Annotated in this window: 23 protein-coding genes and 1 tRNA gene; 9 read left to right on the top strand and 15 right to left on the bottom strand. The window is 72.4% G+C overall.

Annotation, left to right across the window (positions count from 1 at the left end; all coding sequences use genetic code 11):
• Positions 1–53 precede the first annotated feature (53 nt).
• The 3 genes from ACWEJX_RS07065 to ACWEJX_RS07055 form a co-directional block, all read right to left on the bottom strand.
• On the bottom strand, positions 54–905 hold the full coding sequence (locus ACWEJX_RS07065) for an SCO1664 family protein (protein ID WP_451606527.1): 852 nt from the start codon (positions 903–905) through the stop codon (positions 54–56).
• The gene (locus ACWEJX_RS07060) at positions 869–1,459 is read right to left on the bottom strand and encodes a DUF3090 domain-containing protein (RefSeq protein ID WP_451606504.1); all 591 of its coding nucleotides are present in this window, start codon (positions 1,457–1,459) and stop codon (positions 869–871) included. Before ACWEJX_RS07060 ends, ACWEJX_RS07065 begins: the two co-directional genes overlap by 37 nt.
• 105 nt (positions 1,460–1,564) lie before the next feature.
• Entirely contained in the window at positions 1,565–2,254 is a 690-nt protein-coding gene (locus ACWEJX_RS07055; protein ID WP_451606503.1) for a histidine phosphatase family protein, read from the bottom strand.
• Between the two features lie 99 nt (positions 2,255–2,353).
• Here ACWEJX_RS07055 and ACWEJX_RS07050 point away from each other — a divergent pair, with 99 nt between their 5' ends.
• Positions 2,354–3,346: a magnesium and cobalt transport protein CorA gene (locus tag ACWEJX_RS07050; protein WP_451606502.1), complete on the top strand. Its 993-nt coding sequence runs from the start codon at positions 2,354–2,356 to the stop codon at positions 3,344–3,346.
• Positions 3,347–3,383: 37 nt separating this feature from the next.
• Here the strand turns inward: ACWEJX_RS07050 and ACWEJX_RS07045 are convergent, their stop codons facing one another.
• Complete coding sequence (locus ACWEJX_RS07045; protein WP_451606501.1) at positions 3,384–4,169, bottom strand: ferritin-like domain-containing protein; 786 nt, start codon at positions 4,167–4,169, stop codon at positions 3,384–3,386.
• A 274-nt stretch (positions 4,170–4,443) separates the two neighbouring features.
• Positions 4,444–5,493 carry an LLM class F420-dependent oxidoreductase gene (locus tag ACWEJX_RS07040; RefSeq protein WP_451606500.1) on the bottom strand — a complete coding sequence of 350 codons (1,050 nt, stop codon included), beginning with the start codon at positions 5,491–5,493 and terminating at the stop codon, positions 4,444–4,446.
• 140 nt (positions 5,494–5,633) lie between these two features.
• Here ACWEJX_RS07040 and ACWEJX_RS07035 point away from each other — a divergent pair, with 140 nt between their 5' ends.
• Together ACWEJX_RS07035 and ACWEJX_RS07030 are read left to right on the top strand one after the other, a co-directional pair.
• Complete coding sequence (locus ACWEJX_RS07035) at positions 5,634–6,611, top strand: aldo/keto reductase (RefSeq protein ID WP_451606499.1); 978 nt, start codon at positions 5,634–5,636, stop codon at positions 6,609–6,611.
• 53 nt (positions 6,612–6,664) lie between these two features.
• Positions 6,665–8,869 (top strand): helix-hairpin-helix domain-containing protein, encoded by a 2,205-nt coding sequence (locus ACWEJX_RS07030; protein ID WP_451606526.1) that lies wholly within the window; start codon positions 6,665–6,667, stop codon positions 8,867–8,869.
• An 83-nt stretch (positions 8,870–8,952) separates the two neighbouring features.
• On the opposite strand, the gene ACWEJX_RS07025 is transcribed toward ACWEJX_RS07030, so the two are convergent.
• Positions 8,953–9,639: a hypothetical protein gene (locus tag ACWEJX_RS07025; protein WP_451606498.1), complete on the bottom strand. Its 687-nt coding sequence runs from the start codon at positions 9,637–9,639 to the stop codon at positions 8,953–8,955.
• Positions 9,640–9,686: 47 nt separating this feature from the next.
• Here ACWEJX_RS07025 and ACWEJX_RS07020 point away from each other — a divergent pair, with 47 nt between their 5' ends.
• Entirely contained in the window at positions 9,687–9,875 is a 189-nt protein-coding gene (locus ACWEJX_RS07020) for a DUF5703 family protein (RefSeq protein ID WP_451606497.1), read from the top strand.
• Positions 9,876–9,945: 70 nt separating this feature from the next.
• On the opposite strand, the gene ACWEJX_RS07015 is transcribed toward ACWEJX_RS07020, so the two are convergent.
• The 3 genes from ACWEJX_RS07015 to ACWEJX_RS07005 form a co-directional block, all read right to left on the bottom strand.
• Positions 9,946–10,785, bottom strand: a complete 840-nt coding sequence (locus ACWEJX_RS07015; protein WP_451606496.1) for a chaplin — start codon at positions 10,783–10,785, stop codon at positions 9,946–9,948.
• 130 nt (positions 10,786–10,915) lie between these two features.
• The gene (chpH, locus tag ACWEJX_RS07010) at positions 10,916–11,152 is read right to left on the bottom strand and encodes a chaplin ChpH (protein ID WP_451606495.1); all 237 of its coding nucleotides are present in this window, start codon (positions 11,150–11,152) and stop codon (positions 10,916–10,918) included.
• A 183-nt stretch (positions 11,153–11,335) separates the two neighbouring features.
• Positions 11,336–12,661, bottom strand: a complete 1,326-nt coding sequence (locus tag ACWEJX_RS07005) for a M20/M25/M40 family metallo-hydrolase (RefSeq protein ID WP_451606494.1) — start codon at positions 12,659–12,661, stop codon at positions 11,336–11,338.
• Positions 12,662–12,866: 205 nt separating this feature from the next.
• Here ACWEJX_RS07005 and ACWEJX_RS07000 point away from each other — a divergent pair.
• Together ACWEJX_RS07000 and ACWEJX_RS06995 are read left to right on the top strand one after the other, a co-directional pair.
• A tRNA-Leu gene (locus ACWEJX_RS07000) sits at positions 12,867–12,954 on the top strand.
• A gap of 55 nt (positions 12,955–13,009) precedes the next feature.
• Positions 13,010–13,936 carry a pseudouridine synthase gene (locus tag ACWEJX_RS06995; protein ID WP_451606493.1) on the top strand — a complete coding sequence of 309 codons (927 nt, stop codon included), beginning with the start codon at positions 13,010–13,012 and terminating at the stop codon, positions 13,934–13,936.
• Here ACWEJX_RS06995 and ACWEJX_RS06990 read toward each other — a convergent pair.
• A complete protein-coding gene (locus ACWEJX_RS06990) occupies positions 13,920–14,549 on the bottom strand; it encodes an MBL fold metallo-hydrolase (protein ID WP_451606492.1) in 630 nt (209 codons plus the stop codon). The two genes, ACWEJX_RS06995 and ACWEJX_RS06990, sit on opposite strands and share 17 nt — an antisense overlap.
• The gene (locus ACWEJX_RS06985; RefSeq protein WP_451606491.1) at positions 14,549–15,634 is read right to left on the bottom strand and encodes an S-(hydroxymethyl)mycothiol dehydrogenase; all 1,086 of its coding nucleotides are present in this window, start codon (positions 15,632–15,634) and stop codon (positions 14,549–14,551) included. Before ACWEJX_RS06985 ends, ACWEJX_RS06990 begins: the two co-directional genes overlap by 1 nt.
• 148 nt (positions 15,635–15,782) lie before the next feature.
• Between ACWEJX_RS06985 and phsA the strand changes: the two genes are divergently transcribed.
• Entirely contained in the window at positions 15,783–17,666 is a 1,884-nt protein-coding gene (gene phsA / locus ACWEJX_RS06980; protein WP_451606490.1) for an O-aminophenol oxidase PhsA, read from the top strand.
• Positions 17,667–17,764: 98 nt separating this feature from the next.
• Here the strand turns inward: phsA and ACWEJX_RS06975 are convergent, their stop codons facing one another.
• Together ACWEJX_RS06975 and ACWEJX_RS06970 are read right to left on the bottom strand one after the other, a co-directional pair.
• Positions 17,765–19,237 (bottom strand): amino acid permease, encoded by a 1,473-nt coding sequence (locus ACWEJX_RS06975; protein WP_451606489.1) that lies wholly within the window; start codon positions 19,235–19,237, stop codon positions 17,765–17,767.
• Between the two features lie 201 nt (positions 19,238–19,438).
• Positions 19,439–20,143 carry a FadR/GntR family transcriptional regulator gene (locus tag ACWEJX_RS06970; RefSeq protein WP_451606488.1) on the bottom strand — a complete coding sequence of 235 codons (705 nt, stop codon included), beginning with the start codon at positions 20,141–20,143 and terminating at the stop codon, positions 19,439–19,441.
• Positions 20,144–20,299: 156 nt separating this feature from the next.
• Between ACWEJX_RS06970 and ACWEJX_RS06965 the strand changes: the two genes are divergently transcribed.
• The gene (locus tag ACWEJX_RS06965) at positions 20,300–20,818 is read left to right on the top strand and encodes a gluconokinase (protein ID WP_451606487.1); all 519 of its coding nucleotides are present in this window, start codon (positions 20,300–20,302) and stop codon (positions 20,816–20,818) included.
• A gap of 46 nt (positions 20,819–20,864) precedes the next feature.
• Positions 20,865–22,262 carry a GntT/GntP/DsdX family permease gene (locus ACWEJX_RS06960; RefSeq protein WP_451606486.1) on the top strand — a complete coding sequence of 466 codons (1,398 nt, stop codon included), beginning with the start codon at positions 20,865–20,867 and terminating at the stop codon, positions 22,260–22,262.
• Between the two features lie 15 nt (positions 22,263–22,277).
• On the opposite strand, the gene ACWEJX_RS06955 is transcribed toward ACWEJX_RS06960, so the two are convergent.
• Together ACWEJX_RS06955 and ACWEJX_RS06950 are read right to left on the bottom strand one after the other, a co-directional pair.
• Entirely contained in the window at positions 22,278–25,637 is a 3,360-nt protein-coding gene (locus ACWEJX_RS06955; protein ID WP_451606485.1) for a HEAT repeat domain-containing protein, read from the bottom strand.
• Positions 25,634–26,041, bottom strand: a complete 408-nt coding sequence (locus tag ACWEJX_RS06950) for a hypothetical protein (protein ID WP_451606484.1) — start codon at positions 26,039–26,041, stop codon at positions 25,634–25,636. Before ACWEJX_RS06950 ends, ACWEJX_RS06955 begins: the two co-directional genes overlap by 4 nt.
• Positions 26,042–26,051 lie beyond the last annotated feature (10 nt).

Below are 26,051 nucleotides of genomic sequence, written 5' to 3'. Positions count from 1 at the left end.
GGTCTGACCGGCCGGGAGGGATTGGCCGAAAACATTCGCCCGGCGGCGCGTGCTCACACGGGCGGCCAGGGAATGGCGGGCCACTGCCCGGACGGTACGGGGTGCCGCCCGGTCCTGCGCAGAACGGCGACGCGGTCCCGCAGGGCGGCCACCTCGGCGGCGGTCAGCAGGCCCGCGAGACGTTGGGCCAGTGGAGTGCCGGGCGCGAGGCGCTCGTCCAGCACGGCGAGGACGGCGATGGCCTCCTCGGTCAGCTCCTCCCCCGCCCAGCCCCACAGCAGGGTGCGCAGCTTGTCGTCCACGTGGAACGAGACGCCGTGGTCGATCCCGTACAGGCGCCCGTCCGGCGCCGGAAGCAGATGCCCGCCCTTGCGGTCGCCGTTGTTGATGACGGCGTCCAGGACGGCCATCCGGCGCAGCTGCGGGGTGTCGGCGTGGACGAGCAGCGCGGTGCGGTCCTCGGCGACCTGGGCGTGCCCCACGGCCTTCCAGCCCTCACCGGCCTCCTCGTCCTCCACCAGGGCGAGCAGCTCGGCCGCCGGGTCGGCCTCGACCCACAGCTGGACCATGCCCTGGCCGTACGGGCCCTCGCGCAGCACCGTCGGCGGGACCAGGCCCCAGCCGGTGGCCTCGGACAGCTCGTAGGCGGCGACCTCGCGCTGGGCGAGGGTGCCGTCGGGGAAGTCCCACAGCGGGCGCTCCCCGGCGACCGGCTTGTAGACGCAGGCCGCCTCCACGCCCTCGTACGCGACGGAGCAGTAGAGCACCGCGTTGGACGCCTCGCGGACCTGGCCGCGCACGGTCAGCTCGCCCTCGGCGAGCAGCTCTGTCGTGCCGGGGGTCCCCTTGCCCGTCGTTCGACTGCCGGTCATGCGCCGCGACGGTATCCGTTCTGGCGCGGGCAGACATGGCCCTCGGGGTCGAGCGGCAGGCTGCACAGCGGGCACGGCGGCCGGCCGGCGTTGACCACGTCGAGGGCGCGCTTGGCGAAGGCCCGGGCCTGGGTGCCGGTGAGCCGGACGCGCAGCATCGGCGGGCCGTTCTCCTCGTCCTGGAGCAGCCGCTCCTCGGCCTCGGCGAGGTCCTCCTCGGAGTCCGCGTCGAGCTCGACGAGCGCCTGCGCCTCGACGATCATGCGCTGCTCCTCGCCGTCCCAGGCGAGGGCCATGGTGCCGACCCGGAACTCCTCCTCGACGGGGGCGTCGAGGGGCGCGGTGTCGGTGGTGTCCGGCGGTGCGACGGCGGGCACGGGCGCGTTGCCGCCGGTGCGGCGCAGGACCTCGTCGAGGAGCTCGTCGATCCGCTCGGCGAGGGCCGCGACCTGGGTCTTCTCCAGGGCGACGCTGGTGACCCGGCCGGCCCCGGACGCCTGCAGGAAGAACGTACGGCGGCCAGGCAGCCCGACCGTGCCGGCCACGAAACGCTCCGGTGGGTCGTAGAGGAACACCTGACGGGACACGTTCCCGACTCCCTTGGGTCTCGGTGGTGTGGCCGCCGGACCGGCCGGCGGGACCGGCGTGGCCGTGCGGCTACAGCGGCGCGTCCACCCTACTGCGCGTGGGGATCACGGTGCGCCCGCACCGCCCCCGACCTCAGCCGCCCCGTCGTCGGCGGGGGTCTCCCGCGGCGCGAGCGAGCCGAGGTCGCCGGTGTCGCCGAGGCGCAGCAGGAAGGGCCGGAGCCGGGTGTAGCGGATGGCGGTGACGGAGCAGGGGTCGACCTGGATGCGCTGGAAGAGGTCGAGGTGGAGGCCGAGGGCGTCGGCGACGAGCGCCTTGATGATGTCGCCGTGCGAGCACATCGCGTAGACGGCGTCCTCGCCGTGCTCGGCCTCGATCCGCGCGTTCCAGTCGCGCACCGCGTCCACGGCCCTGGCCTGCATGGCGCGCATGGACTCGCCGCCGGGGAAGGCGGCGGCGGAGGCGTGCGCCTGGACGACCTGCATCAGCGGCTCGTCCGTCAGCTCGGCGAGCTTGCGGCCCGACCAGTCGCCGTAGTCGCACTCGCTGATCCGGTCCTCGACGTGCAGCGGCAGCCCGGGGCGGGCGTCGAGCAGCGGCCGTACGGTCTCCCGGCAGCGCTGCAGCGGGCTGGTGACGACGGCGGCGAGCGGCACGCCGGCGAGCCGTCCGGGCAGCGCCGCGGCCTGCGCGGCGCCCCGCTCGTCGAGCGCCACCCCGGGCGTACGCCCGGCGAGCACCCCGGAGGTGTTGGCGGTGGAGCGTCCGTGCCGGACGAGGATCAGGGTGGCCATGTCGGCCAGCCTAGGGGGTGTCCGGCGGATCAGGGTCGGACGGGCTGTGGCGAGGGCCGGAGGGGCGGCCGGGTGCGCCGGCGCGTCCGGCAGGGGAGAATGCGGCGCGTGATCGTGGATTCGGCCATCTATCGGAGCGGGCGCAGGACGGAGGGCCCCGCCGACCTCTCGGACGCCCTGGAGGAGGCGCGGGCGACGGGTGACGCCTTTCTGTGGGTGGGGCTGCACGAGCCGACGGAGGCCGAGTTCGAGCATGTCTCCGACGAGTTCGCGCTGCATCCGCTGGCCGTCGAGGACGCCCTGAAGGCCCATCAGCGGCCCAAACTGGAGGTCTACGACGACTCGCTCTTCGTGGTCCTCAAGCCGGTGGTGTACGAGCCGGAGAGCGACAAGGTCTCCTCGGGAGAGCTGATGGTCTTCATCGGCGACTCGTTCGTGGTGACCGTGCGGCACGGCGTGGGCGCGCCGCTGAAGGCGGTGCGGCAGCGTCTGGAGGCCGATCCCGACGTGCTGAGGCACGGGCCGACCTCGGTGCTCTACGCGATCAGCGACGCGGTGGTGGACCACTACATCGACGTGGCCGCGGAGCTCCAGATCGACCTGGAGGAGCTGGAGGCGGACGTCTTCGCGCCGTCCGGCGGCAATCCGGCGCGGACGGCGGAGCGGATCTACACGGCGAAGCGGCAGGTCCTGGAGTTCCGGCGGGCGAGCGGCCCGCTGGCCGGTCCGGTCGAGCGGCTCGTGACCGGCTCGGTGCCCTTCGTGCACGAGCACGCGGTGCCGTTCTTCCGGGACGTCCAGGACCATCTGCTGCGTGCGAACGAGCAGGTGGAGGGGCTCGACCGGCTGCTCTCGGACGTCCTGTCGGCGCATCTGGCGCAGATGGGCGTGCGGCAGAACGACGACATGCGCAAGATCTCGGCCTGGGCCGCGATGGCCGCCGTCCCCACGATGGTCGCGGGGATCTACGGCATGAACTTCGACCACATGCCGGAGCTGCGCTGGGTCGGGTCCTATCCGGCGGTGATCCTGCTGATGGCGGGGATCGTGGCGGCCCTGTACCGGCTGTTCAAGCGGCGCGGCTGGATGTGAGCCCGCGCCGGCTGCGTGGTTCGTGGTCCCGGCGGGCTCAGAAGGCGTGGGCCGGGGTCGCCGGTCCTCCGAGGGCGTCGCGGCGCTCGGGCATCCTGAGGTCGACCATCTTGTGCCAGCCGACGGCCCGCTCGTACGCGTACATGGCGTGGATGCCGGCGGCGAGCGCGGCCGCCCTGGTCCTGGGCCAGTTCAGGATGCGGCCCATGTGGCTCATCACGGCGAGGCTGACGTCCCGGTAGACCTGGATCTCGGCGAGCGCGGACTGGCGCAGGGTGCGCTGGATGAGCCGGCCGTGGCCCGCGTAGTTGAGCCGGAGCAGTTCCTCGTGACAGTAGGCGAGGTGGTTGACCTCGTCGTTGTCGATCATGCGCACGGCCTTGCCGAGCTCGGGGTCGTCGCCGAAGTATTTGACCAGCATGTTCATCTGCTCGGCGGCCCGCTGCTCGGTGACCCGGCTGTGGCTGAGGTAGACGATGACGTCCCGCTCGCTCAGCGGCTCGTCGCGGCGGAGCTTGTCGTGGGCGAGGCCGATGCCGCGCCGCTCCAGGAGCATCGTGTAGTCGGTGTCGGGCGGCACCGGGACGGGTTCGAGACCGCGCTTCTTGAGCAGCGCGTTGAAGATCCGCCCGTGTTTGTCCTCGTCGGCGCCGTGCCGTGCGATCTTGGGCGCGAGCTCGCGCATCCCGGGCGCGACGAGGGCCGCGATCCGGCCGTTCTCCCAACCGCCCTGGGCCTCGCCGCTGGCGGCGATGGAGCAGAACAGCTGGAAGGACTCGTCGTTGTCGATGATTTCCTGGAACAGGCTCTTGGCCGTGAGCATGGCTGCCACCTCCCGTGCGGTACGAGTCAAGTGCGCCGCGCCGGGGCGGGCAACACGAGGAGGCGGAAACTGGGCCGAAAGACGGACGGGCGGGGGGCGTAACCCGGGGCGCGGGTCGGGCGTTGTGCTGCGTGACGGCCGTGGCGGGGAAGACCCCCGAGCCCCCACCACGGCCGCAGGCTTGCCCGAGCCCGTCCGTGCCTCCCCCAGCCCGTCCGGGCCTGCCTGAGCCCCTCCCGGCCTTCCCGAGCCGTCCGGGCCTGCCCGAGGGTCGTTACGCGAGTCCGGCCCGCTCCAGGGCCTCGACGCCCGCCCGCAGCGCCGCGAGGCGCTCGTCCAGGGTGAAGCCGGCCGGTGCCAGGGTCAGGGTGGTCACTCCGGCCGCGGCGTACGCCTTCATCCGGTCGGCGATCCGGTCGACCGAGCCCAGCAGCGTGGTCTGGTCGATGAGCTGGCGCGGGACGGCCGCGGCGGCGCCCTGCTTGTCGCCGGACAGGTACTTGTCCTGGATCTCGGCGGCGGCCTTCTCGTAGCCCATCCGCTGGGCGAGCTGGTTGTAGAAGTTCTGCTTGCGGCTTCCCATGCCGCCGACGTAGAGGGCGGTGTACGGGCGGAAGACGTCGGCCAGCGCGTCGATGTCGTCGCCGAGGGCGAGCGGCAGGGTCGGGTGGACGTCGAAGCCGTCCATCGTGAGTCCGGCCTTCTCACGGCCCGCGCGCAGGTGGCGCAGCGCGGTCTCCTCCAGGTGCTCGGCGGCCGGGAAGATCAGCAGCGCGCCGTCGGCGATCTCGCCGGTCTGCTCCAGGTTCTTGGGGCCGATGGCCGCGATGTAGAGCGGGATGTGCGGGCGGGTCGGGTGGACCGTGAGCTTGATCGGCTTGCCCGGGCCGTCCGGCAGCGGCAGCGTCCAGTGCTCGCCCTCGTAGCTGAGGCGCTCGCGGGTCATGGCCTTGCGGACGATCTCGACGTACTCGCGGGTGCGGGCGAGCGGCTTGTCGAACTTGACGCCGTACCAGCCCTCGGAGACCTGGGGGCCCGAGACGCCGAGGCCGAGCCGGAAGCGGCCGCCGGAGAGCGAGTCGAGGGTGGCGGCGGTCATGGCGGTCATCGCGGGCTGGCGGGCCGGGATCTGCATGATGGCCGAGCCGATGTCGATGCGCTCGGTCTTCGCGGCGACGAAGGAGAGCACGGTGGGCGCGTCGGAGCCGTACGCCTCCGCCGCCCAGCAGACGTCGTAGCCGAGGCGGTCCGCCTCCTGGGCGACGGCGAGGTTGTCGCCGTCCATGCCCGCGCCCCAGTAGCCGAGGTTGATGCCGAGCCGCATGCCACGTACCCCTTACCCATCGGTAACGTCTCTGTGTGCGGGACTCTAGCGCGCGGCCGGGTCGTGCGACAGGAGCCGTCGGGAGCCGGGTTGTCCACAGGGTCTCTCCGCGTGGTGCCGTGGCCAGTAATCTCGCGGCCATGGAGCAGAGGCATCTCGGACGTACCGGCCTGCGCGTGTCCCGGCTCGGGCTCGGCACCCTCACCTGGGGCCGCGACACCGACGAGCACGACGCCGCCGAGCAGTTGAAGACGTTCTGGGACGCGGGCGGCACGCTCGTGGACACCGCTGACGTGTACGGGGGCGGCGAGGCGGAGTACCTGCTCGGGCGGCTCCTCGACGGCCTGGTGCCGCGCCGCGACCTGGTGATCACGACGAAGGCGGGCAACGTGCCCGACCCGGACCGGCGCACCGACGGCTCGCGCGGGCATCTGCTGGCGGCGCTCGACGCCTCGCTGGCCCGGCTCGGCACGGAGTACGTGGACCTGTGGCTGCTGCACGCCTTCGACCCGTACACGCCCCTGGAGGAGTCCCTCCAGGCCCTGGACATCGCCGTCAGCACCGGCCGGGCCCGCTACGTCGGCGTCTCCAACTTCTGCGGCTGGCAGCTCGCCAAGGCCGGCACCTGGCAGCTGGGCGGGGAGCGGACCCGGCTGGCCGGGACGCAGATGGAGTACTCGCTGCTCCAGCGCGGCATCGAGCGCGAGGTGCTGCCGGCCGCGCTGGACCTGGGCATAGGCCTGCTGCCCTCGTCGCCGCTCGGGCGCGGCGTCCTCACCGGCAAGTACCGCGCCGGCACCCCGACCGGCTCCCGCGGCGGCTCCGAGGCCCTCGCCCCCTTCGTCGAGCCCTACCTCGACGACACCGCGAGCCGCATCGTCGACGCCGTCACCACGGCCGCCGACGGACTCGCGACCACGCCCCTCCAGGTCGCCCTCGCCTGGGTCCGCGACCGCCCGGGCGTCACCGCCCCGATCATCGGCGCGCGCAACGCGCAGCAGCTCGCGGCGGCGTTGTCAGTGGAGACCCTTAGTCTTCCTGACGAGATCTGCCGAGCCCTCGACGACGTCTCGGCGCCCGTACACCGCTACCCGGATCACGACTGGAGCACCTTGTGACCGAGCCTTCCCCGTCCACCCCCACCCCGCCGACCGAGCCCGAGCAGGCGGGGGTGGCCGACGCTGCGGAGGCGGAGGGAAGCCGCACGGGCCAGCCCGAGGGGCCGGCCGGGGCAGCGGCGGACGGCGGAGCGGAGCCGGGGGCGGCCGTGGCGGAGGGCGACCCGGCGGGCGACGAGGACGCTGCGGACCCGTCCGGCGGGGCGGCGGGCGAGGGGCCGGCCCCGTCGGACGACGGCGCGTCGAGCGCCGAGCAGGGTGCTGAGGACCCGTCCGGCGCCGCCGAGGGCGAGTCCTCGACGGAGGCGACGGACAGCGAAGGCGAGGCGTCCGGGCTCAGCGAGGCGCAGGCGGAGCTGGCCGCGCAGCGGGAGTTCCGGGCGCGGATCGAGCAGCGGAAGGCCGAGCGGGGCGGGCCCGTGGAGGCCGGGGGGAAGCTCAGCGGGACGGCGGCGGATCTGTTGGCGGCGGTGCGCGCCGTGGAGAGCGGCGCCAGGCCGGTCGCCGTGCCGCGCGTCGCGGAGCCCGCTCCCGCGGCCCGGCCCGCGCCGGAGGAGCGGACCGTGCGGCCGCCGGTGCCCACGGCGCCGGTGGTGACCGAGGAGACGGCGGGCGCCGTCCGGCAGGTGCTGGCGCGTGGCGGGGCTCCAGAGGCGCTCGCCGGGCAGGTGGCGAGCGTGCTGGGCGAGGGCGCGGCGCGTGCCCTGGAGGACGACCCGTGGCAGCTCCTGACGGTGCCCGGGGTGCGCGCCGAGCAGGCCGACGGCTTCGCGCGGGCGCTGCTCGGCCCGGAGTGCGGCCCCGGCGACCCGCGCCGGGTGGTGGCGCTCACGGCCTGGCTCCTGGAGCAGGCGGCCCTGAAGGGCCACACGGCCCTGGAGATCGGGGCCGTGCGCGACGGGCTCGCCCGGCTCTCGGTGCCCGAGCCCGACAAGGCCGTCGACCTGGCGGTCTCCGAGGCGGCGGTCCTCGTCTTCCAGGAGGAGGAAGAGGAAGAGGCAGCGGAAGAGGGGCAGGAGGGCGAGGAGCAGGGGATCGCGGGTGAGACGCCCGCGCCCGTGCTGCTCGGCCTGGAGCGGTACGCGCTCGCCGAGGAGAGCCTCGCCGACGGGCTCGCCCGGCTGATCCGTACCGTCGAGCCCGCCGAGTGGGACGGCCCCGACCTGGCCCGCGCCGCCGGGGCGAACGGTCTCGTGCTGCACACCGGCGGCGAGGCCGCCCGCGCCGAACCGGCCGGGCTGGCCGCCGCCGCCCGTGAGCGGGGACTGCGCGTCGCGCTCGCGGCCCACACCGCCCGCGACGGCGCCCTGCCCCTGGCCACGCTCCTCTCCGGCGCGGCGGGCCCCGGCCGGGACGCGGAGGGCGCCCTCGCCCTGGACCTGCTGGTCGTGCTCGACGCGCCGCAGCTCGACGTCGAGACGGCCGCCGCGCTCGTCGAGGCACTGCCGGACGGCTGCCGGCTGGTCCTCAGCGGCGACCCGTACGTGCTGGGCGCGGCGGGCCCCGGGCGGGTCTTCGCCGATCTGCTGGCGGCCCGGATCGCCCCGCAGGTCGCCTCCCGCACGCCCGACCCGGGTCCGATCGGCGAGCTGGTCTCCGGCATCGCCGTCGGCGAGCTCAATCAGGTCGCCGCCCCCGGCAAGGAGGTCGTGATCGTTCCGGTCAGGGACGCGGCCGAGGCGGTGCACCGCGCGGTGCAGCTCGTCGCGGACTCGATCCCGCGGGCGATCGGCGTGCCCGCCGAGCAGACCCAGGTGATCACGGTCGGGCACGGCGGCTCCGCCGGCACCCGCGCCCTGAACGCGGCGCTGAAGCAGCGGCTCAACCCGGGCCCCGGCCGCTTCGGCGGCTACGACCCGGGCGACCGCGTCGCCCACTCCCCCGCCCCGGGCCGTACGGTCACCGGCACGGTCGTCTCGGCCGACGCCGAGGGCCTGCACCTGGACTGCGGGGACGCGCGGGTCGTCGTACCGAAGGAGCGGGTGGAGGCCACGCTGCGGCACGGCTGGGCGCTGACCGCGCACCAGGCGGCCGGGGCGCGCTGGCCTGCGGCGGTCGTGGTGCTGCCCGGCGACGCGGCCGGGGGCCTGAGCCGGCCCTGGGTCTACACGGCCTTCGGGCGGGCGGAGCGGCACCTGTCGGTCGTCCACGGCGTCGAGCAGGCGCTGCCGCGCGCGGTGGCCGAGGTGACGGCGCCGGAGCGCACGACCCGGCTGCGTCCGCTCCTCGAAGCGCTGCTTTCGGAGGACGAGGAGTGAGGGAGGGGCCCTGCCCGCGCGGGCAGGGCCCCTCCGTCGTTCAAGCGATCATCCAGGCGCGGCGCAGCGCCTCGGGCGATCGTTCAGGCGCCCGCCGGCTCTTCGACCAGCTCGTCGCCTTCTTCTTCGTCCTCTTCGCCTTCCTCTTCGTCTTCCTCCCCGTCGTCGTCCTCTTCGTCCTCCTCGTCGAAGACGGCGCTGATGTCGAAGCGGCAGACGATCCGTTCCGGATCGATGTGTTCGAAGGGGTCGTTCAGCCACTCCCCCGGTTCCTGCGGCTCCTCCGCCGCCTCGACCCAGAGCGTGGAGTCGCCCTCCTCCAGGCCGAAGTCCTTGTGCCGGGAGGCGATCTCGTCCGGTTCGTACTCGCCGAAGAGGACCCCGAGCGCCGCGTGGGTGGTGGCCGGCTCGTCCTCCCGGTCGAGGTCGGTGACCCGCCGGGCCTGGGCGATGAGCCGCTGCGGCTCCACCACGGCGTAGTCCCGCCGGATCAGCACGCTGAGCGCGTGCGGCTCCTCGGGTCCCGCGTAGGGCGGCAGGGAGTCGTTGACGTCGGGGATCTCGAAGGGGGTGACCTCGTCGTGCCGGGCGTAGAGGAGTTCGTCGTACGCGTCCGCCGCCGCGGCGAGCTCGTTGAACGCCTCGTAGACGGCCGGGTCGTCCTCCCCGGTGCGGCGTTCGACCGCAGCGAGGTGACGGTCCAGTGCGGTTTTGACCGCCTCGGCGGCGGCGCGTACCTCGGCAGCGGTGGGCTGCGCAGCATCAGACATAGGAGAGACGCTATCCGTACCGGGCCCTTGGCCGCACAATAGATGCGATGCCGGAATACGAATTTGTCGACGTGTACGTGCCGCGCGGCGTCTCCCGCAAGGAGGCCACGCGGCTCCTGACCGACCATGCCGAGTACGGGCACTGGGAGTTGGACCGCCTGAGCCTGCGCCGCGACGGGAGCCGCAAGGTGCGGCTGAGGCGGCGCATCATCCGTCAGATCCGCGCCACCTGGTGACATGAGGAAGGGGCCCCGCGACGCGGGGCCCCTTCGGTTCTCCGTACGGCTACGGACCGCTCGGTACGTGCTACGCGCTGCGGCGGGCCCGGCGGTAGATCACGGAGCCGGCGAGCAGCATGCCCGCGCCGACGGGGACGGCCAGCCCGAGCGGCGTCCCGGCACCGGTGTGCGCGAGCTCACCGGGTCGCCCCTGCGTGACCGTGTGCGTACCGGGCGTGTTCGGCCCGTGGGGCTGACCGGGAGCGCCGGGGGTGCCGGGGTGGCCCGGGTGGTGGCCGCCCTGGTCGCCGGGCGTGTCCGGGGTGCCGGGGTGACCCGGGGTGCCGGGAGGAGTCCCCGGGGTGCCGGGCGTGCTCGGCGGCGTGCCCGGCGTGCCGGGCGGAGTCCCGGGCGGCGTCGGCGTGCCGGGCGGCGTCGGCTGGTCGCCGTAGCCGCCGGGGCTGTCGTCGCCGTAGCCCCCGGGGCCGCTGCCGTTGCCGCAGTCGTTTCCGTAGGCGGCGTTGCCGAGCCCGACGCCGTTGACGCTGTTCCCGCAGACGTTCACGGGTGCGTCGATCGGCACCTGCACGGTGTTGCCGGACGCGACGCCCGGCGAGTGGGAGGCGTGGCCGTCGGCGGAGGAGCCGGAGCCGGAGCCGTAACCACCGCCCGAACCGCTCTTGTTGGCGCACGCGTTGCCGTACGCCGGGTTGAGCAGCGCGACACCGTTGACGGTGTTGCCGCAGACGTTGACCGGCGCGTGGACCGGGACCTGGACGGTGTTGCCGGAGGCGACGCCCGGCGAGTCGGACGCCGTGCCGCTCGCGCCCGCGCTCGCGTGCGCGTAGCCGCCGCCGAGGGCGATCATCCCGCCCGCCGCGGCGACGGTGATGATGCTCTTGCGGGTGATGCGTGTGACCTGTCGCATTGCTGTAGACCTGCTTCCCTGCCTGCTCCGGGCCTGATCGGCCCGCGAGAAATGACCACCGGCCCCGGAGTGCATGGCACGCACTCCGGGGCCGGCCTTGGCTCAGCCCCTCAGGGGACGAGGCACAACGTCAGTCAGCGTTGATGCAGGTGTTGCCGAAGGTGGGGTTCAGCAGCCCGATGATGGAGACCGTGTTGCCGCACACGTTGACCGGAACGTGCACCGGCACCTGGACCACGTTGCCCGAGAGGACACCGGGGGAACCGATGGCCGCACCCTGGGCACCCGCGTCGGCAACGGCCATGCCCGCACCCGCGAGAACGAGACCGCCGGTGGCAGCCGCAGCAGCGACGACCTTCTTGATCATTATTCCTCCTTGTTGGCAAATGCGGCCCCAGCCGCGGACCGCATCACCTGTAACGAGGGGGAACTCATGGGGCTACGAGGGCCCTTGGGCATTCACTCTTTCCGGTCAGCCCTGCACGGGTGGTCGATTTTCCGATGGTCAGCCCGGTCGGCCCGGCAGCTCGGTCGGTCCGGGTCGGCCCGGTCAGCTCGCGTCGATGAACCGGTCGAGGACCCGGACGCCGAACTTCAGGCCGTCGACCGGCACCCGCTCGTCGACGCCGTGGAACATGCCGGCGAAGTCGAGCTCCGGCGGCAGCTGGAGCGGCGCGAAGCCGAAGCAGCGGATGCCGAGGTCGTCGAAGGACTTGGCGTCGGTGCCGCCGGACAGCATGTACGGCACGGCGCGGGCGATCGGGTCCTCGGCGCGCAGGGCGAGCTGCATCGCGTCGACCAGGTCGCCGTCGAAGCTGGTCTCCAGGGCCTTGTCGCCGTGCACGTCCTCGCGCTTGACACGCGGGCCGAGGATGCGGTCGAGGTCGGCCAGGAACTCGTCCTCGTAACCGGGCAGGAAGCGCCCGTCGACGTGCGCGGTGGCCTGGCCGGGGATGACGTTCACCTTGTAGCCGGCGCCGAGCATGGTAGGGGCGGCGGAGTTGCGCAGGGTGGCGCCGATCATCTTGGCGATGCCGCCGAGCTTGGCGAGCGTGGCCTCCATGTCCTCGGGGTCGAGCGGCGTGCCGAGCGCGTCCGACAGCTCGTCGAGGAAGCTGCGCACGGTCTTGGTCACCCGCACCGGCCACTGGTGCCGGCCGAGGCGGCCCACGGCCTCGCACAGCTCGGTGATGGCGTTGTCGTTGTTGGTCATCGAGCCGTGGCCCGCCGTGCCCTCGACGGTGAGCCGCATCCAGTGCATGCCCTTCTGGGCGGTCTCGACCAGGTAGAGCCGCAGGTTCTCGTTGACGGTGAAGGAGAAGCCGCCGACCTCGCCGATCGCCTCCGTCACGCCCTCGAAGAGGTCGCGGTGCTTGTCGACCAGGTGGCGGGCGCCGTAGGTGCCGCCGGCCTCCTCGTCGGCGAGGAAGGCGAGCACGATGTCGCGCGGCGGCTTGCGGCCGCTGCGCAGCCGGTCGCGGACGACCGCGAGGGTCATCGCGTCCATGTCCTTCATGTCGACGGCGCCGCGGCCCCACACGCACCCGTCGGCGACCTCGCCGGAGAACGGGTGGTGGGTCCAGTCCTCGGCGTTCGCCGGGACGACGTCGGTGTGGCCGTGGATGAGCAGGGCCGGCCGCGACGGGTCCTCCCCCTCGATCCGGGCGACGGTGGAGGCCCGCCCCTTGTGCGACTCGATGATCTTCGGGTCGAGGCCGACCTCGGCGAGCTTCTCGGCGACGTACTCGGCCGCCGCCCGCTCACCCGGCCCGGAGTGGTCGCCGTAGTTGCTGGTGTCGATACGGATCAGGTCCCGGCACAGGTCGACGACCTCGTCCTCGCCCGTGACGCCCCGGCCGGTGTTCGACTCGCTCACGCTGCTTCCTCCCACTACGTGCCCCATGTGCTGGCTGGTGATCTCCCCATCCTCCCGCGTGCCCCCTCGGGACCCAAGAGCGGTCGTCGGCCGACATGTGCCCGTCACACGGCCGGGGCCGAAGGGGTGGTGATCGGCCACCCCAGATGTTTGCTATGGTTTTCCTCGTCGGAAGGGCCCAGCGGCCAAGAAGACAAGATCACCTGTCCGGGTGGCGGAATGGCAGACGCGCTAGCTTGAGGTGCTAGTGCCCTTTATCGGGCGTGGGGGTTCAAGTCCCCCCTCGGACACCAGCGAAGGACCCCACATGATGTGGGGTCCTTCTTGTTAGGTACGGCGGTAGGACCGGTGCGACGCAGATCCAAGGCCCCTTCCTCGCCCCTCCCCCAGCGGGACGGGATCGATCCGGTGCGGCTGCGGTTCCCGGATGATCCGGAAGGGACCTGGGGGACCGTCCGCGACCATCTCCTCGACCGGTACGCGGGGGCGATCGGGTCCGGGCGGGTCGAGGAGATGCTGCGGGACGGGCGTTTCGTGGGCACGGACGGCGCCGTCACCGGTGACGAGCCGTACGCCGCGGGGCGGTATCTGTGGTTCCACCGGGACTTTCCGGCCGAGACGCCGGTGCCGTTCCGGATCGACGTCGTGTATCGGGACGAACGGATCGTGGTGGTGGACAAGCCGCACTTCCTGGCGACGATGCCACGCGGGCGGCATGTGACGGAGACCGCCATGGCGCGGCTTCGGCGGGACCTCGGGCTGCCGGCGCTGCAGCCCGCGCACCGGCTGGACCGGCTGACGGCGGGCCTCGTGCTCTTCGTCGTACGGCCGGAGGACCGGGGGACGTATCAGACGCTGTTCCGGGACCGGCTCGTGCACAAGGCGTACGAGGCGGTGGCTCCGTACGATCCGGCGGTGGAACTGCCGGTGACGGTGCGCAGCCGCATCGAGAAGGAGCGGGGTGTGCTGGCCGCCGCGGAGGTGCCGGGCGAGCCGAACGCCGAGAGCCGGATCGAGCTCCTCGCGCACGCCGGGGGCCTGGCCCGGTACCGGCTGGTGCCGGAGACCGGGCGGACGCATCAGCTCCGGGTGCACATGAACGCGCTGGGCCTGCCGATCCTGCACGACCCGTTGTATCCGGTGGTGCGGGAGGACGGGCCGGAGGACTTCGAGCGCCCGCTGCAGCTCCTCGCGCGGACGCTCGCGTTCACCGACCCGTTCGACGGCACCCCGAGGCGCTTCGAGAGCCGACTCGCTCTCAGTGGCCTCGCTTGAGCCATTCCTCCAGGTGCGGGGCCTCGGCTCCGATGGTGGTGCTGTCGCCGTGGCCGGTGCGGACCACCGTCTCGTACGGCAGCGTGAGCAGCTTCGTGCGGATCGAGTCGACGATCGTCGGGAAGTCCGAGAAGGACCGGCCCGTCGCGCCGGGGCCGCCCTGGAAGAGGGTGTCGCCGGTGAAGACGGTGCCCAGGTCGGGGGCGTACAGGCAGACCGCGCCCGGGGCGTGACCCGGCGTGTGCAGGACGTGCAGGTCGGTGCCGGCGATGGTGAGGACCTGGCCGTCGGCGAGGTCGCCGTCGGGGGTGTGGTCGGGGTGGGTGAGCTTCCACAGCGGCTGGTCGGCGGGGTGGAGCAGGATCCGGGCGCCGGTGGCGGCGGCGAGGGCCGGGGCCGCGTCGATGTGGTCGTCGTGGGCGTGGGTGCAGACGATGGCGCGCAGGGCGCGGCCGTCGAGCGCGGCCAGGACGGCGTCGGCGTCGTGGGCGGCGTCGATGACGACGGCCTCGGTGTCGTCGCCGACGATCCAGACGTTGTTGTCGACGTCCCAGGTGCCGCCGTCGAGGCTGAAGGTGCCGGAGGTGACCAGGTGGTCGATGCGGGCGCCCATCAGAGGATCACCACCGAGCGGAGCACGTCGCCCTCGTGCATGCGGGCGAAGGCCTTCTCGACGTCGCCGAGGCCGATGGTCTCGGTGACGAAGGCGCCGAGGTCGATGCGGCCCTGCTGGTGCAGGTCGACGAGCATCGGGAAGTCGCGGGACGGCAGGCAGTCGCCGTACCAGGAGGACTTGAGCGCGCCGCCGCGGCCGAAGACGTCGAGGAGCGGGAGTTCGAGCTTCATCTCGGGGGTGGGGACGCCGACGAGGACGACGGTGCCGGCGAGGTCGCGGGCGTAGAACGCCTGCTGGTAGGTCTCGGGGCGGCCGACGGCCTCGATGACGACGTCGGCGCCGAAGCCGCCGGTGAGTTCCCGGACGGCCTCGACCGGGTCGGTGGTGCGGGAGTTGACGGTGTGGGTGGCGCCCATCTCCTTCGCCTTGGCCAGCTTGCGGTCGTCGATGTCGACGGCGATGATCCGGGCGGCTCCGGCGAGGCGGGAGCCGACGACGGCCGCGTCGCCGACGCCGCCGCAGCCGATGACGGCGACGCTGTCGCCGCGGCCGACGTTGCCGGTGTTGATGGCGGCGCCGATGCCGGCCATCACGCCGCAGCCGAGCAGCCCCGCGACCTCGGGGGCGACGGCCGGGTCGACCTTGGTGCACTGTCCGGCGTGGACGAGGGTCTTCTCGGCGAAGGCGCCGATGCCGAGCGCGGGCGACAGCTCGGTGCCGTCGAGCAGCGTCATCTTCTGCTCCGCGTTGTGGGTGTCGAAGCAGTACTGGGGCCGGCCGCGCAGACAGGCCCGGCACTGGCCGCACACCGCGCGCCAGTTGAGGACGACGAAGTCGCCGGGGACGACGTCGGTGACGCCCGCGCCGACCGACTCGACGATGCCGGCGGCCTCATGGCCGAGCAGGAAGGGGAACTCGTCGTTGATCCCGCCCTGCTTGTAGTGCAGGTCGGTGTGGCAGACCCCGCACGCCTGGATCCGCACCACGGCCTCGCCAGGTCCCGGATCGGGGATCACGATCGTCTCGACCCGGACCGGCTCGTTCCTGCCGGGGGCGACGACCCCCTGGACCTGCTGCGCCATCGTGGCTTCCTTCCGACGAAACGGCAACCCGCGTTACGGATGTGACGATTACGGCCAGGTTACGCGGAGACCGGAACCCGTGCCGCTGCGTTCGATGTCTCTCCCGGTACAGGCATGTACAGGCATGACACAGCCTCAGGGGGAACACATGACCAGTGAACTCGAGCCGTACGCGGACGCGATACGCGTCCCGCCGGTGCTCCGTCCGGGGGACGGCGAGGAGGTCGGGATCGCGCTGCGGCCGACCTGGGTGCGGATGCACCGGCAGCTGCCGCCGACGCTGATGTGGGGGTACGAGGGCAGCGTGCCCGGCCCGACGATCGAGGTGCGGCGGGGGCAGCGGATCCGGGTGGCGTGGACCAACCGGATCCCGAAGGGCAGCGAGTACCCGGTCACCGCGGTCGAGGTGCCGCGCACCGACGGCCAGCCCGATCCGCACAACCGGCCGGGCCGGGAGGGCGCGGAGCCGATCCGCGAGGTGGCGGCGCTGCCGGCCTGGACGGTGACGCATCTGCACGGGGCGCAGACCGGCGCCGGGAACGACGGCTGGACCGACAACGGGGTCGGCTTCGGCGACGCGCAGCTGTCGGAGTACCCGAACGAGCACCAGGCGGTGCAGTGGTGGTACCACGACCACGCCATGAACATCACCCGCTGGAACGTCTACGCGGGTCTGGTCGGCACGTATCTCGTCCGTGACGAGGAGGAGGACGCGCTCGGTCTGCCGTCCGGGGAGCGGGAGCTGCCGCTGATCCTGGCGGACCGGAACCTGGACACGGACGAGGACGGGCAGCTCAACGGGCGGCTGCTGCACAAGACGACCCGGCTGGTGGCGGCCCACCCGGAGACGGGCAGGCCGGTGGCGCTGCCGTTCTTCGGCCCGTACACGACGGTCAACGGCACGATCTGGCCGTATCTGGACGTCGAGGACGGCTGGTACCGCTTCCGGCTGGTGAACGCGTCCAACGCCCGCACGTACGACCTGGTGCTCGTCGACGAGGACGACCGGCCGGTGTCCGGCGTGGTGCACCAGATCGGCAGCGACGGCGGTCTGCTGCCGCGCCCGGCCTCGTTCGACTTCGAGGAGGGGCCGCAGGGGGCGGGCGACGTCGCGACGCTGACGATCTCACCGGCCGAGCGCTTCGACCTGCTGATCGACTTCCGGGGGCTGGCGGGGCGCAACCTGCGCCTGGTGAACAAGGCGCCGGGACGGGAGCCGGGCGTGGCGGACGCGGCGCTGAACGTGCCGTATCCGCACGTCATGGAGTTCCGGGTGGGCGAGAGCGCGGAGCCCGACGGCTTCGAGCTGCCGGCGCTGCTCTCCGGGTCCTTCCGGCGCTACGACCACGCGAGGATCGAGCACGGGCACCGGCTCGTCGTGCTGACGCCGCCGACCACGGTCGGGGGCGGCGGGCACCCGGAGATCTGGGAGATGGAGGAGGTCCCGGAGCACGAGCAGCCCGCGGTGCGGGTGCCGACGAACGGGGTGATCCGGGTCCAGGCGGCGGACGGCAAGGTGCGCATGTACCGGCGGACCGCCCGGACGTTCAACGACGGGCTCGGCTTCACCATCGGCGAGGGCTCGTACGAGCAGTGGTCGTTCCTCAACCTGGGGCCGGCTCCGGTGCTGCACCCGATGCACATCCACCTGGCGGACTTCCAGGTGATGGCGCGGGAGGCGTACGTGGCGGACGGCTTCGACGCGACGGTCGGCGGGACGCTGGCGCCGGTGCGCTGCGACACGGAGCAGCCGATTCCGGTGCCGCCGAACGAGCAGGGCTGGAAGGACGTGTTCCGGGTGCCGGGCGGGCAGCTGGTGCGGGTGATGGGCCGGTTCGACGGGGCGTACGGCCGTTTCATGTACCACTGCCACCTCCTCGAGCACGAGGACATGGGCATGATGCGGCCGTTCGTCGTGATGCCGCCGGAGGTGCTGCCGCTGGGCCACGGGCACGCGGGCGGTCACGACGACGGCCACGGTGGCGGTCAGGGCCCGGGCCACGGTGGCGGTCACGGGCACGGCGGCCGCTGACCCCGCCTCCGTACGGGAACGGATGAGGCCCCCGCGAGCGCGATGCTCGCGGGGGCCTCGTTCTTCCCGTGGGGGGAAGCTCCGGGGGCCGGACCGGGTCAGTCCTGGGAGGCGGCCGCGGTGGTGCGGACCCGGCCGCGGACCAGGTACCAGCCGCCGACCAGGGCCGCCGCGATGAGCGGCAGGCAGTTGACCGTGGTGCGGCTGACGCCGCCGTCCATCCACATCAGAACGAGGACGGCGCCGAGGAAGACCAGCGTCACGATCTGCGTGTACGGGGCCCAGGGCAGCTGGTAGGAGGGGCGGACGAGCTTGCCCTCCTTGGCGCTGCGCACGAAGAGCAGGGAGCAGATCATGATCATCGCCCAGGTGCCGATGATGCCGATGGAGGCGAAGTTGAGGACGAGCTCGAAGGCCTCGCCGGGCATCACGTAGTTGAGGACGACGCCGGCGACGCCGAAGCCCGCGGTGAGCAGGATGCCGCCGTACGGCACGCCGCCCTTGTTCATCACGCCGGTGAACTTGGGCGCGGAGCCGCTGAGCGACATCGAGCGCAGGATGCGGCCGGTGGAGTAGAGGCCCGAGTTCAGGCTGGAGAGCGCGGCGGTGAGGACGACGAGGTTCATCACGCCGGCGGCGCCGGGGATGCCGAGCTTGTCGAAGACGGTGACGAAGGGGCTCTGGTCGCCCGTGTACGCGGTGTACGGGAGGATCAGCGCGAGCAGCACGACCGAGCCGACGTAGAACAGGCCGACGCGCCACATGATCGAGTTGATCGCCTTCGGCATGATCTTCTCGGGGTTCTCGGTCTCGCCGGCGGCGACGCCGCACAGCTCGACGGAGGCGTAGGCGAAGACGACGCCCTGGATCAGGAGCAGCATCGGCATGACGCCGTTCGGGAAGATGCCGCCGTTCTCGGTGATGTTGTGCAGGCCCGGGGTGTGGCCGCCGACGTCGTGCGAGGTCACGACCAGGACGATGCCGACGATCATGAAGGCGACGAGCGCGGCGACCTTGATGATCGCGAACCAGAACTCCATCTCGCCGAAGTACTTCACCGAGATGAGGTTGGCGGTGAGCACGATGGCAAGGGCGATCAGCGCGAGCACCCACTGCGGGATGCTGCTGAACATCGCCCAGAAGTGGGCGTAGGTGGCGGCCGCCGTGATGTCGGCGACGGCGGTGGTCGACCAGTTGAGGAAGTACAGCCAGCCGGCCGTGTAGGCGCCCTTCTCGCCCATGAACTCACGGGCGTACGAGACGAAGGCGCCGGAGGAGGGGCGGTAGAGCACGAGCTCGCCCAGGGCCCGGACGACGAAGAAGGCGAACAGACCGCAGACCGCGTACGCGATGAAGAGCGACGGTCCGGCGTTGTGCATGCGGCCGCCGGCGCCCAGGAAGAGACCGGTACCGATGGCGCCGCCGATGGCGATCATGTTGATGTGCCGGGACTTGAGGTCCTTGCGGTATCCGGCGTCGCCGGCGTCGACGTGGGAGGGCGTCGAGGAAGCCGCCGCGCCGGCCGCCGGGGTGGCGGACAGCGGGTCGGCCGCAGTGATGCGGTCACTCATGGAGTTGTTCGCCTTCGTGAGGGGGGAGGGTCTGTGCGGTACCCGGCCGTGCCCTCGCGCGTCCCTTGTGGGGGTCCGGCACGGCCAGCGCACATCCTCACGGCAACAGGCGGTTGCTGACTGTGACGGATATCACTGAACGCCCGTATTTGAGCTACTTCAGAGGTTACGCAGCGGTATATCGCGCGTGTACGCCGTATGTCACGGGGCGAGGACGTCCAGCTCCTTGAGCGCGCCGACGGCGATCTGGCGCGTCAGCTCCTCGGCCCGGGCCGCGTCCTTCTCCCGCACGGCCTCGGCGACCTGGACGTGCAGCGTGACGGCGGCCGGGTCCGGATCCTCGAACATCACCTGGTGCTCGGTGCGGCCGGTGAGCACCTCGGCGACCACGTCGCCGAGCCGGGCGAACATCTCATTGCCCGAGGCGTTGAGGATGACCCGGTGGAAGGCGATGTCGTGCACGAGGTACGCCTCCAGGCGCCGGCCGCGCGAGGTGGCGACCATCCCGAGGGCCTGCTCCGTGAGCTCACGGCACTGCTCGGGGTCGGCGTTCAGCGCGGCGAGGCCGGCGGCGACGGGCTCGATCGCGGAGCGCAGGACGGTGAGCGAGCGCAGCTGGCGCGGGCGGTCGGCGCCGGCCAGCCGCCAGCGGATGACCTGGGGGTCGTACACGTTCCACCGCTCGGTCGGCAGCACGATCACGCCGACCCGGCGCCGGGACTCGACCAGGTGCATGGACTCCAGGACCCGCACGACCTCGCGGACGACCGTCCGGGACACGTCGAAGCGCTCGGCGAGCTCGTCGGAGCGGAGCACGGTGCCGGGCGGGTACTCCCCCGCGGTGATGGCCAGGCCCAGGGAGGTCAGAACGTGCGGATGGAGCCCCTGAGCGGCCGGTGTCGTCATGTCGGCAAGCCTATGCGTCCGGACTTGGATGATCACGCGGGGAACATTAAGTACGACTTTTTTGTCACAGGCTCTTGAATACGTCGTACTCAATGGGTTTCATGAGCGCGACGGATCGACGAATCGATGTCGAAGAAGACAGCGAGGCACCCCCCCATGAGCACCACCCCCCACCCCGTCCTCGTCGTGATGGGCGTCGCCGGCACCGGCAAGACCACGATCGGCCCGCTGGTGGCGGAGGCGCTCGGCCTCCCCTACGCGGAGGGCGACGACTTCCACCCGCCGGCCAACGTGGCCAAGATGTCCGCCGGCATCCCGCTCGACGACACGGACCGGGAGCCCTGGCTCGACGCCATCGGGGAGTGGGCGCACAGCCGGGCCGGGCTCGGCGGGGTGGTGTCCAGCTCCGCGCTGAAGCGGAGCTACCGGGACCGGCTGCGTGCGGCCGCGCCCGGCGTGGTCTTCCTCCATCTGACCGGCGACCGGGAGCTCATCGAGCAGCGGATGGCGGCCCGCAAGGGCCACTTCATGCCGACCGCGCTCCTCGACTCCCAGTTCGCCACCCTGCAGCCGCTGCAGGCGGACGAGGCCGGCGTCGCCGTCGACGTCGCCGGCACCCCCGAGGAGATCGCCGCCCGCGCCGTCGCCGCGCTGCGCCGGCTCACCACCGTCTGATCCCGCACCCCCGCCCCCCGTCCCCCTCACCCCCTAGGGACCCACCGTGACCAGTCTCAGCGTCGAGATGCTGGCAGCGGACGCCGCCGAACCGATCACCTCGGCCGGCCATGCCCAGCTCGGCATCGCCGTGCTCGCCGGCATCGCCGTCATCGTCCTGCTCATCACCAAGTTCAAGCTGCACGCCTTCCTCGCCCTGACCATCGGGTCGCTGGCGCTCGGCGCGTTCGCGGGTGCCCCGCTCGCGGACACCATCAAGTCGTTCACCACCGGGCTCGGCAACACCGTGGCCGGCGTCGGCGTGCTCATCGCCCTGGGCGCGATCCTCGGCAAGCTGCTCGCCGACTCGGGCGGCGCCGACCAGATCGTCGACACGATCCTCGCCAAGGCGTCCGGCCGGGCCATGCCGTGGGCGATGGTCCTCATCGCCTCCGTGATCGGCCTGCCGCTCTTCTTCGAGGTCGGCATCGTGCTGCTGATCCCGGTGGTGCTGCTCGTCGCCAAGCGCGGCAACTACTCCCTGATGCGCATCGGCATCCCGGCCCTCGCCGGCCTGTCCGTGATGCACGGCCTCATCCCGCCGCACCCCGGACCGCTCGTCGCGATCGACGCCGTCGGCGCCAACCTGGGCATCACGCTCGCGCTCGGCCTGGTCGTCGCGATCCCGACCGTGATCATCGCCGGTCCGCTCTTCTCGCGCGTCGCCGCCCGCTGGGTGGACGTCCCGGCCCCCGAGAAGATGATCCCCACGCGCCCCTCCGAGGAGCTGGAGAAGCGCCCCGGATTCGGCGTCACCGTCGCGACCGTGCTGCTGCCCGTCGTCCTCATGCTGGTCAAGGCCCTCGTCGACATCGTCGTCGACGATCCGGACAACGGCGTGCAGAAGGTCACCGACGTCATCGGCTCCCCGCTGATCGCGCTGCTCGCGGCCGTCATAGTCGCGATGTTCACGCTGGGCCGCGCGGCCGGCTTCAGCAAGGAGCGGCTGTCCTCCACCGTCGAGAAGTCCCTCGCCCCGATCGCCGGCATCCTGCTGATCGTCGGCGCGGGCGGCGGCTTCAAGCAGACGCTGATCGACATCGGCGTCGGCCAGATGGTCCTGGACGTCTCGAAGAGCTGGTCCATCCCGGCGCTGCTCCTCGCCTGGCTGATCGCGGTCGCGATCCGGCTGGCGACGGGCTCGGCGACGGTGGCGACGATCTCGGCGGCGGGCCTGGTGGCCCCGCTCGCGGCGGGCATGTCGACGGGTGAGGTGTCGCTGCTCGTGCTGGCGATCGGCGCCGGCTCGCTCTTCTTCAGCCACGTGAACGACGCCGGTTTCTGGCTGGTGAAGGAGTACTTCGGCCTGAACGTCGGGCAGACGATCAAGACCTGGTCGGTGATGGAGACGATCATCTCGGTCGTCGGCCTCGGCTTCGTGCTGCTGCTGTCGCTGGTGGTGTAGCACCGGCCTCGACAGCTACCTGCCCGCGCGGCTCCCCCGTTCGAGGATCGCGAGGAGCCGCCCGGCCAGGGCCCGGACGTCGGCCGAGACGTCCCGGTCCGTGGCGGTACGGAGCAGGTCGAGGGTCCGCGGATCGTCGCGGCCCGCGTCGGCGAGGACCCGGAGTGCGGTGACGCGCACGTCCGGGTCCTCGTCGTTCACGGCCCGGTCGTGGGCGAGGTCGAGGGTGGGAACGTCGCGGCGTTGCTTCCGGAGCAGGTCCAGCGCGGCGGCGCGGACGGCCGGGCTCGGGTCGTGGAGGACCTGGTGGTGGGCGAGACGGGTGCCGCGGTCGTGCTCTGCCCGGGCGAGGGCGATGCCGATCATCTCCTCGCGTACCTGCGGGCTCTCGTCCGCCACGGCGAGCTCGAAGACGAGGTCGAATGCCTCGGGGAGCGCGGGGCGGGCGAGCAGCGCCTTGATGGCGCCCATCCTGACGCCTGGCGTCTCCCCGTCCCTCACCTGCGAGGTGATGAAGCCGAGGCTCGAGGCGTCCTCCGGCCTGCCATAGCCGAAGCCTTCCAGAGCCTCCGCCCGGACCTCGGGGCTTACGTCGTGCCGAGCCAGGTCGAGGAAGAGGGCCCGTGCCTCGTCCGCGTACATCCGCTCCCGGGCGAGGAGCTCCACGAGCCCCCGCCGGACCTCCGGCGAGGGGTCGTGGCGCACCCGGTCCAGGACGAGTCCGCTCTCCGCACCCAGCTGCCAGCCGCTGCGCGCGAGCAGCGCCAGGGCTGCCATGCGCACCCCTGTGTCGTCCGTGCCCTCCGCCCGGCGCACGGCAAGCGCGAACAGTTCCTGGTCGATGCCGGTGCCTGTGGAGAAGTACAGCGCCCCAAGGGCACTCACGCACACGTCGGACTCGCCACTGCCCGCGTTCTCGACCAACAAGTCCTGGATCTCGGCGCTCACCACGTGGTCGAGGGTGAGCCCGCCGACGGCGCGCAGGCGTGTCTCAGCATCGCCCTCCCGCAGTGCCCCGAGCAGCCAGGTACGGGCTTCCGGAAACTCCGCCGCCAGTCTCACCAGCGCCTCGAACACCGAGCGCCGGACATCGGGATGGTCCTCGGTCCTGAGGCGGCCGATCAGGAACGGCACGGTGGCCGGGTCCGCCTCGTACCAGTAGCCGAGCTCGTCCGTCAGGCGCTGCCGCACCCAGGGGTCCGGGTCCGCGACGGCCCGGTCACGCAGCAGCTCCCCGGTCCCAGGCAGTCCGAGCTCGACCGCCTTGCGGCCAGCCGCCAGACGCGTCCTGGGATCGGGACCGTGCAGGGCCGCCTCCCGTACGATCGCCTGCCAGGGCTCGGACCCGCCGTACAGCAGCTGGAGGCGGATCTCAGCTGCTTCCCAGCCCACCCCGTCGGAGACGTCCTCCCTGTCCCGGTCCGCCGTGCCGCGGCACCACTCGTCGTGCCACTCGAGATACGCCCGCCGAGCGTTCGCGTACTCGCCGAGTCCGACGAGCGCCCGCCCGATCTCCTCCAATCCGGGACTCGGCATGTCGAAGACTTCGCCCAACTCGTCGCAGAGTTCCAGCACCCGGATCAGCCGCCGCACGATCAGGGCCGATTGCTCAGCGAGCAGCCCGGGCCGGCGCACCTCCGTCAGGCAGCGTGACGCGAACGGAAGTCCGGGCGCCTCCCGATCGTCCTCCCAGATCAACGGCCGGGCCGGCACCCGCGGTGCCAGCAGCCGCTCGATCACCCCCGCCACGAACCGCTCGTCCAGCAACCCCACCAGCAGCAACAAGGTCTCGTGCCACGCCGGATCCTCCACCTTCGTCGCGAACAGCTCCCGCAGCTCCTCCTCCGAGATCGCCCGCTCGTGGTTGAAGCGGTGCGCGATGTCCACCGCCGTCAGGTACTCCAGGAACGTCCGGTGCACGAAGCCGTAGATCTCGCCGCCGAACCGGCTGAGGACGAAGTTCCGGCCGCGGAACTGGTCCAGCATGATGCGGGCCGCGGCCGTCGCCCGGTCCGTGGGGAGTTCGTACCGCTCCTTCAGATACGTCTCGAAGCTCCGGATGAGGTCCGGGCCCGCGATGTGGTTGCCCGCGATGCCGCCCTGCCCCTCCTGCATCCGGCGCGCGATCAGCCGAAGCAGTTCGAGCTTGTCCTCGGGGCCGAGGTACGGGAGGTGTTCCTCGACACGGCGGTCCTTCAGGTACCGGCTGGGGTCCCAGTGTTCGACGAGGACGGCGACCGCGTGCTCGTACACCGCGCGGCGGTCGCGCGGGAGTTCGCGGCGGCGGCCGATGATGGCGAGGATGGTGAGGATGAGGGGGTTGCCGGCGAGTTCGCGGACGGAGGCGGAGCCGTCGACGGCGGTGAGGACACGGTCGGTCAGTTTCCGCGCCTGCGCGGCGTCTTCCGGACAGGCCAGGGCGAACCAGCGCTCGGTGAAGACGCGTATCTGGTCGCGGTCGAGGTCCTGCAGCATGAAGTCGGCGAAGCCCGCGCCGTCGAGCACAGCACGCTGGTAGCCGAGGCTGCGAGAGGTGACGACGAGGCGAGCCCGGGGGTAGCGGGCGGCGAAGCCGGCGATGCGGCGGGTGACGGTGTCGCGGACGCCGGTCTCGAAGAGCTCGTCGAGGCCGTCGAAGACGACCAGGACGCCTCCGTGGTCGCCTTCGAGGCGCGGAAGGAGGAGTTCCCGGGGCAGGCCGAGGGTCTCCGTCGCGTACTGGTGCTCCAGGTAGTCCTCGAAGCTGCGCTCCCGCCACTCGGCCTGGGCGTACTCCCGCAGTTCGACGATCAGTGGCAGCCGGCCGTGCAGCGGCTCCAGACCCGGCTGCGGCTCCGGGGCGGTCAGCGCGAGGGCCAGGTAGCGGGCCAGGGTGGACTTGCCCGCGCCCGGGTGGCCGAGGACGACGAGGCGGTCGTGGTCGGGGCTGCCGAGGACGTCGAGGACGGGGACCGGAGGCCGGTCCTGGTAGGCGCGGCGGATGCGCTGGACGGTCTCGCCGTCGACACCGGGCGGGAGTTCGTGGAGCTGGGCCTCCTGGGGGTCCATGAGGCGGCGCAGGAGTTCCTGGGGCAGTTCGGCCGGGGGCGGGTCGGCCCGTACGGACTGGGGCACGAAGACGTCGTGGAGCCGGACGGCCGGGTGCTCCTCCTGCTCGTGCAGCGGGGTGAGGACCTCCAGGTCGAGACGCCCGTAGCGCTGGCGGACCCGGGCGGCGTAGCGCGCCAGGGCCTCGGCCGGGTCGTGCACCGGCGGCGGTGGCCCGTCCGTTATCGTGACGGAGCCCTGTACCTGGCTGATCAGGGTGATGTTGCCGGTGGCCGTCGTTCCCTCGACGCTCTGGCCCCGGCCCCAGCGCCTGAACAGCCCCCTCACGAACGCACCGATCCGTCCACCCCGTCGATCTGGGTCAGGTCCCCGCCGGTTCGCGCGCCCCGGGCCGACTGGCTCCCGCCGCCCGCACCGGGCCCGGCGGGCGAGGGCGGCGCGGCCGGAGCCGTACCACCGCCACCGCCCCCGGCCGTGAGGACCACGTCCCCCTTCACCCCGCGGATCTGGCGCAGCGACCCGCCGGCCACCGCCCCGTCCGCCGACTGCCCGGCGGCCCCTCCCGCGAAGAAGCCCGCCACCGCCAGCGCGAAGCCCGCCACCGTGAAGAACAGGCTGAGCACGCTGCTCCACTTGTCGGCCTCGTCCAGGCCCCGCAGGACGAGGAAGACCGCCAGTCCACCCAGGGCCAGTACGGTGCCAACTGCCAGGAACCACATGCGTTTTGTCACCGCACCATCT

It is taken from the genome of Streptomyces sp. NPDC004788 (assembly GCF_053601115.1).
This window is presented reverse-complemented; position numbering and strand designations above follow the sequence as displayed.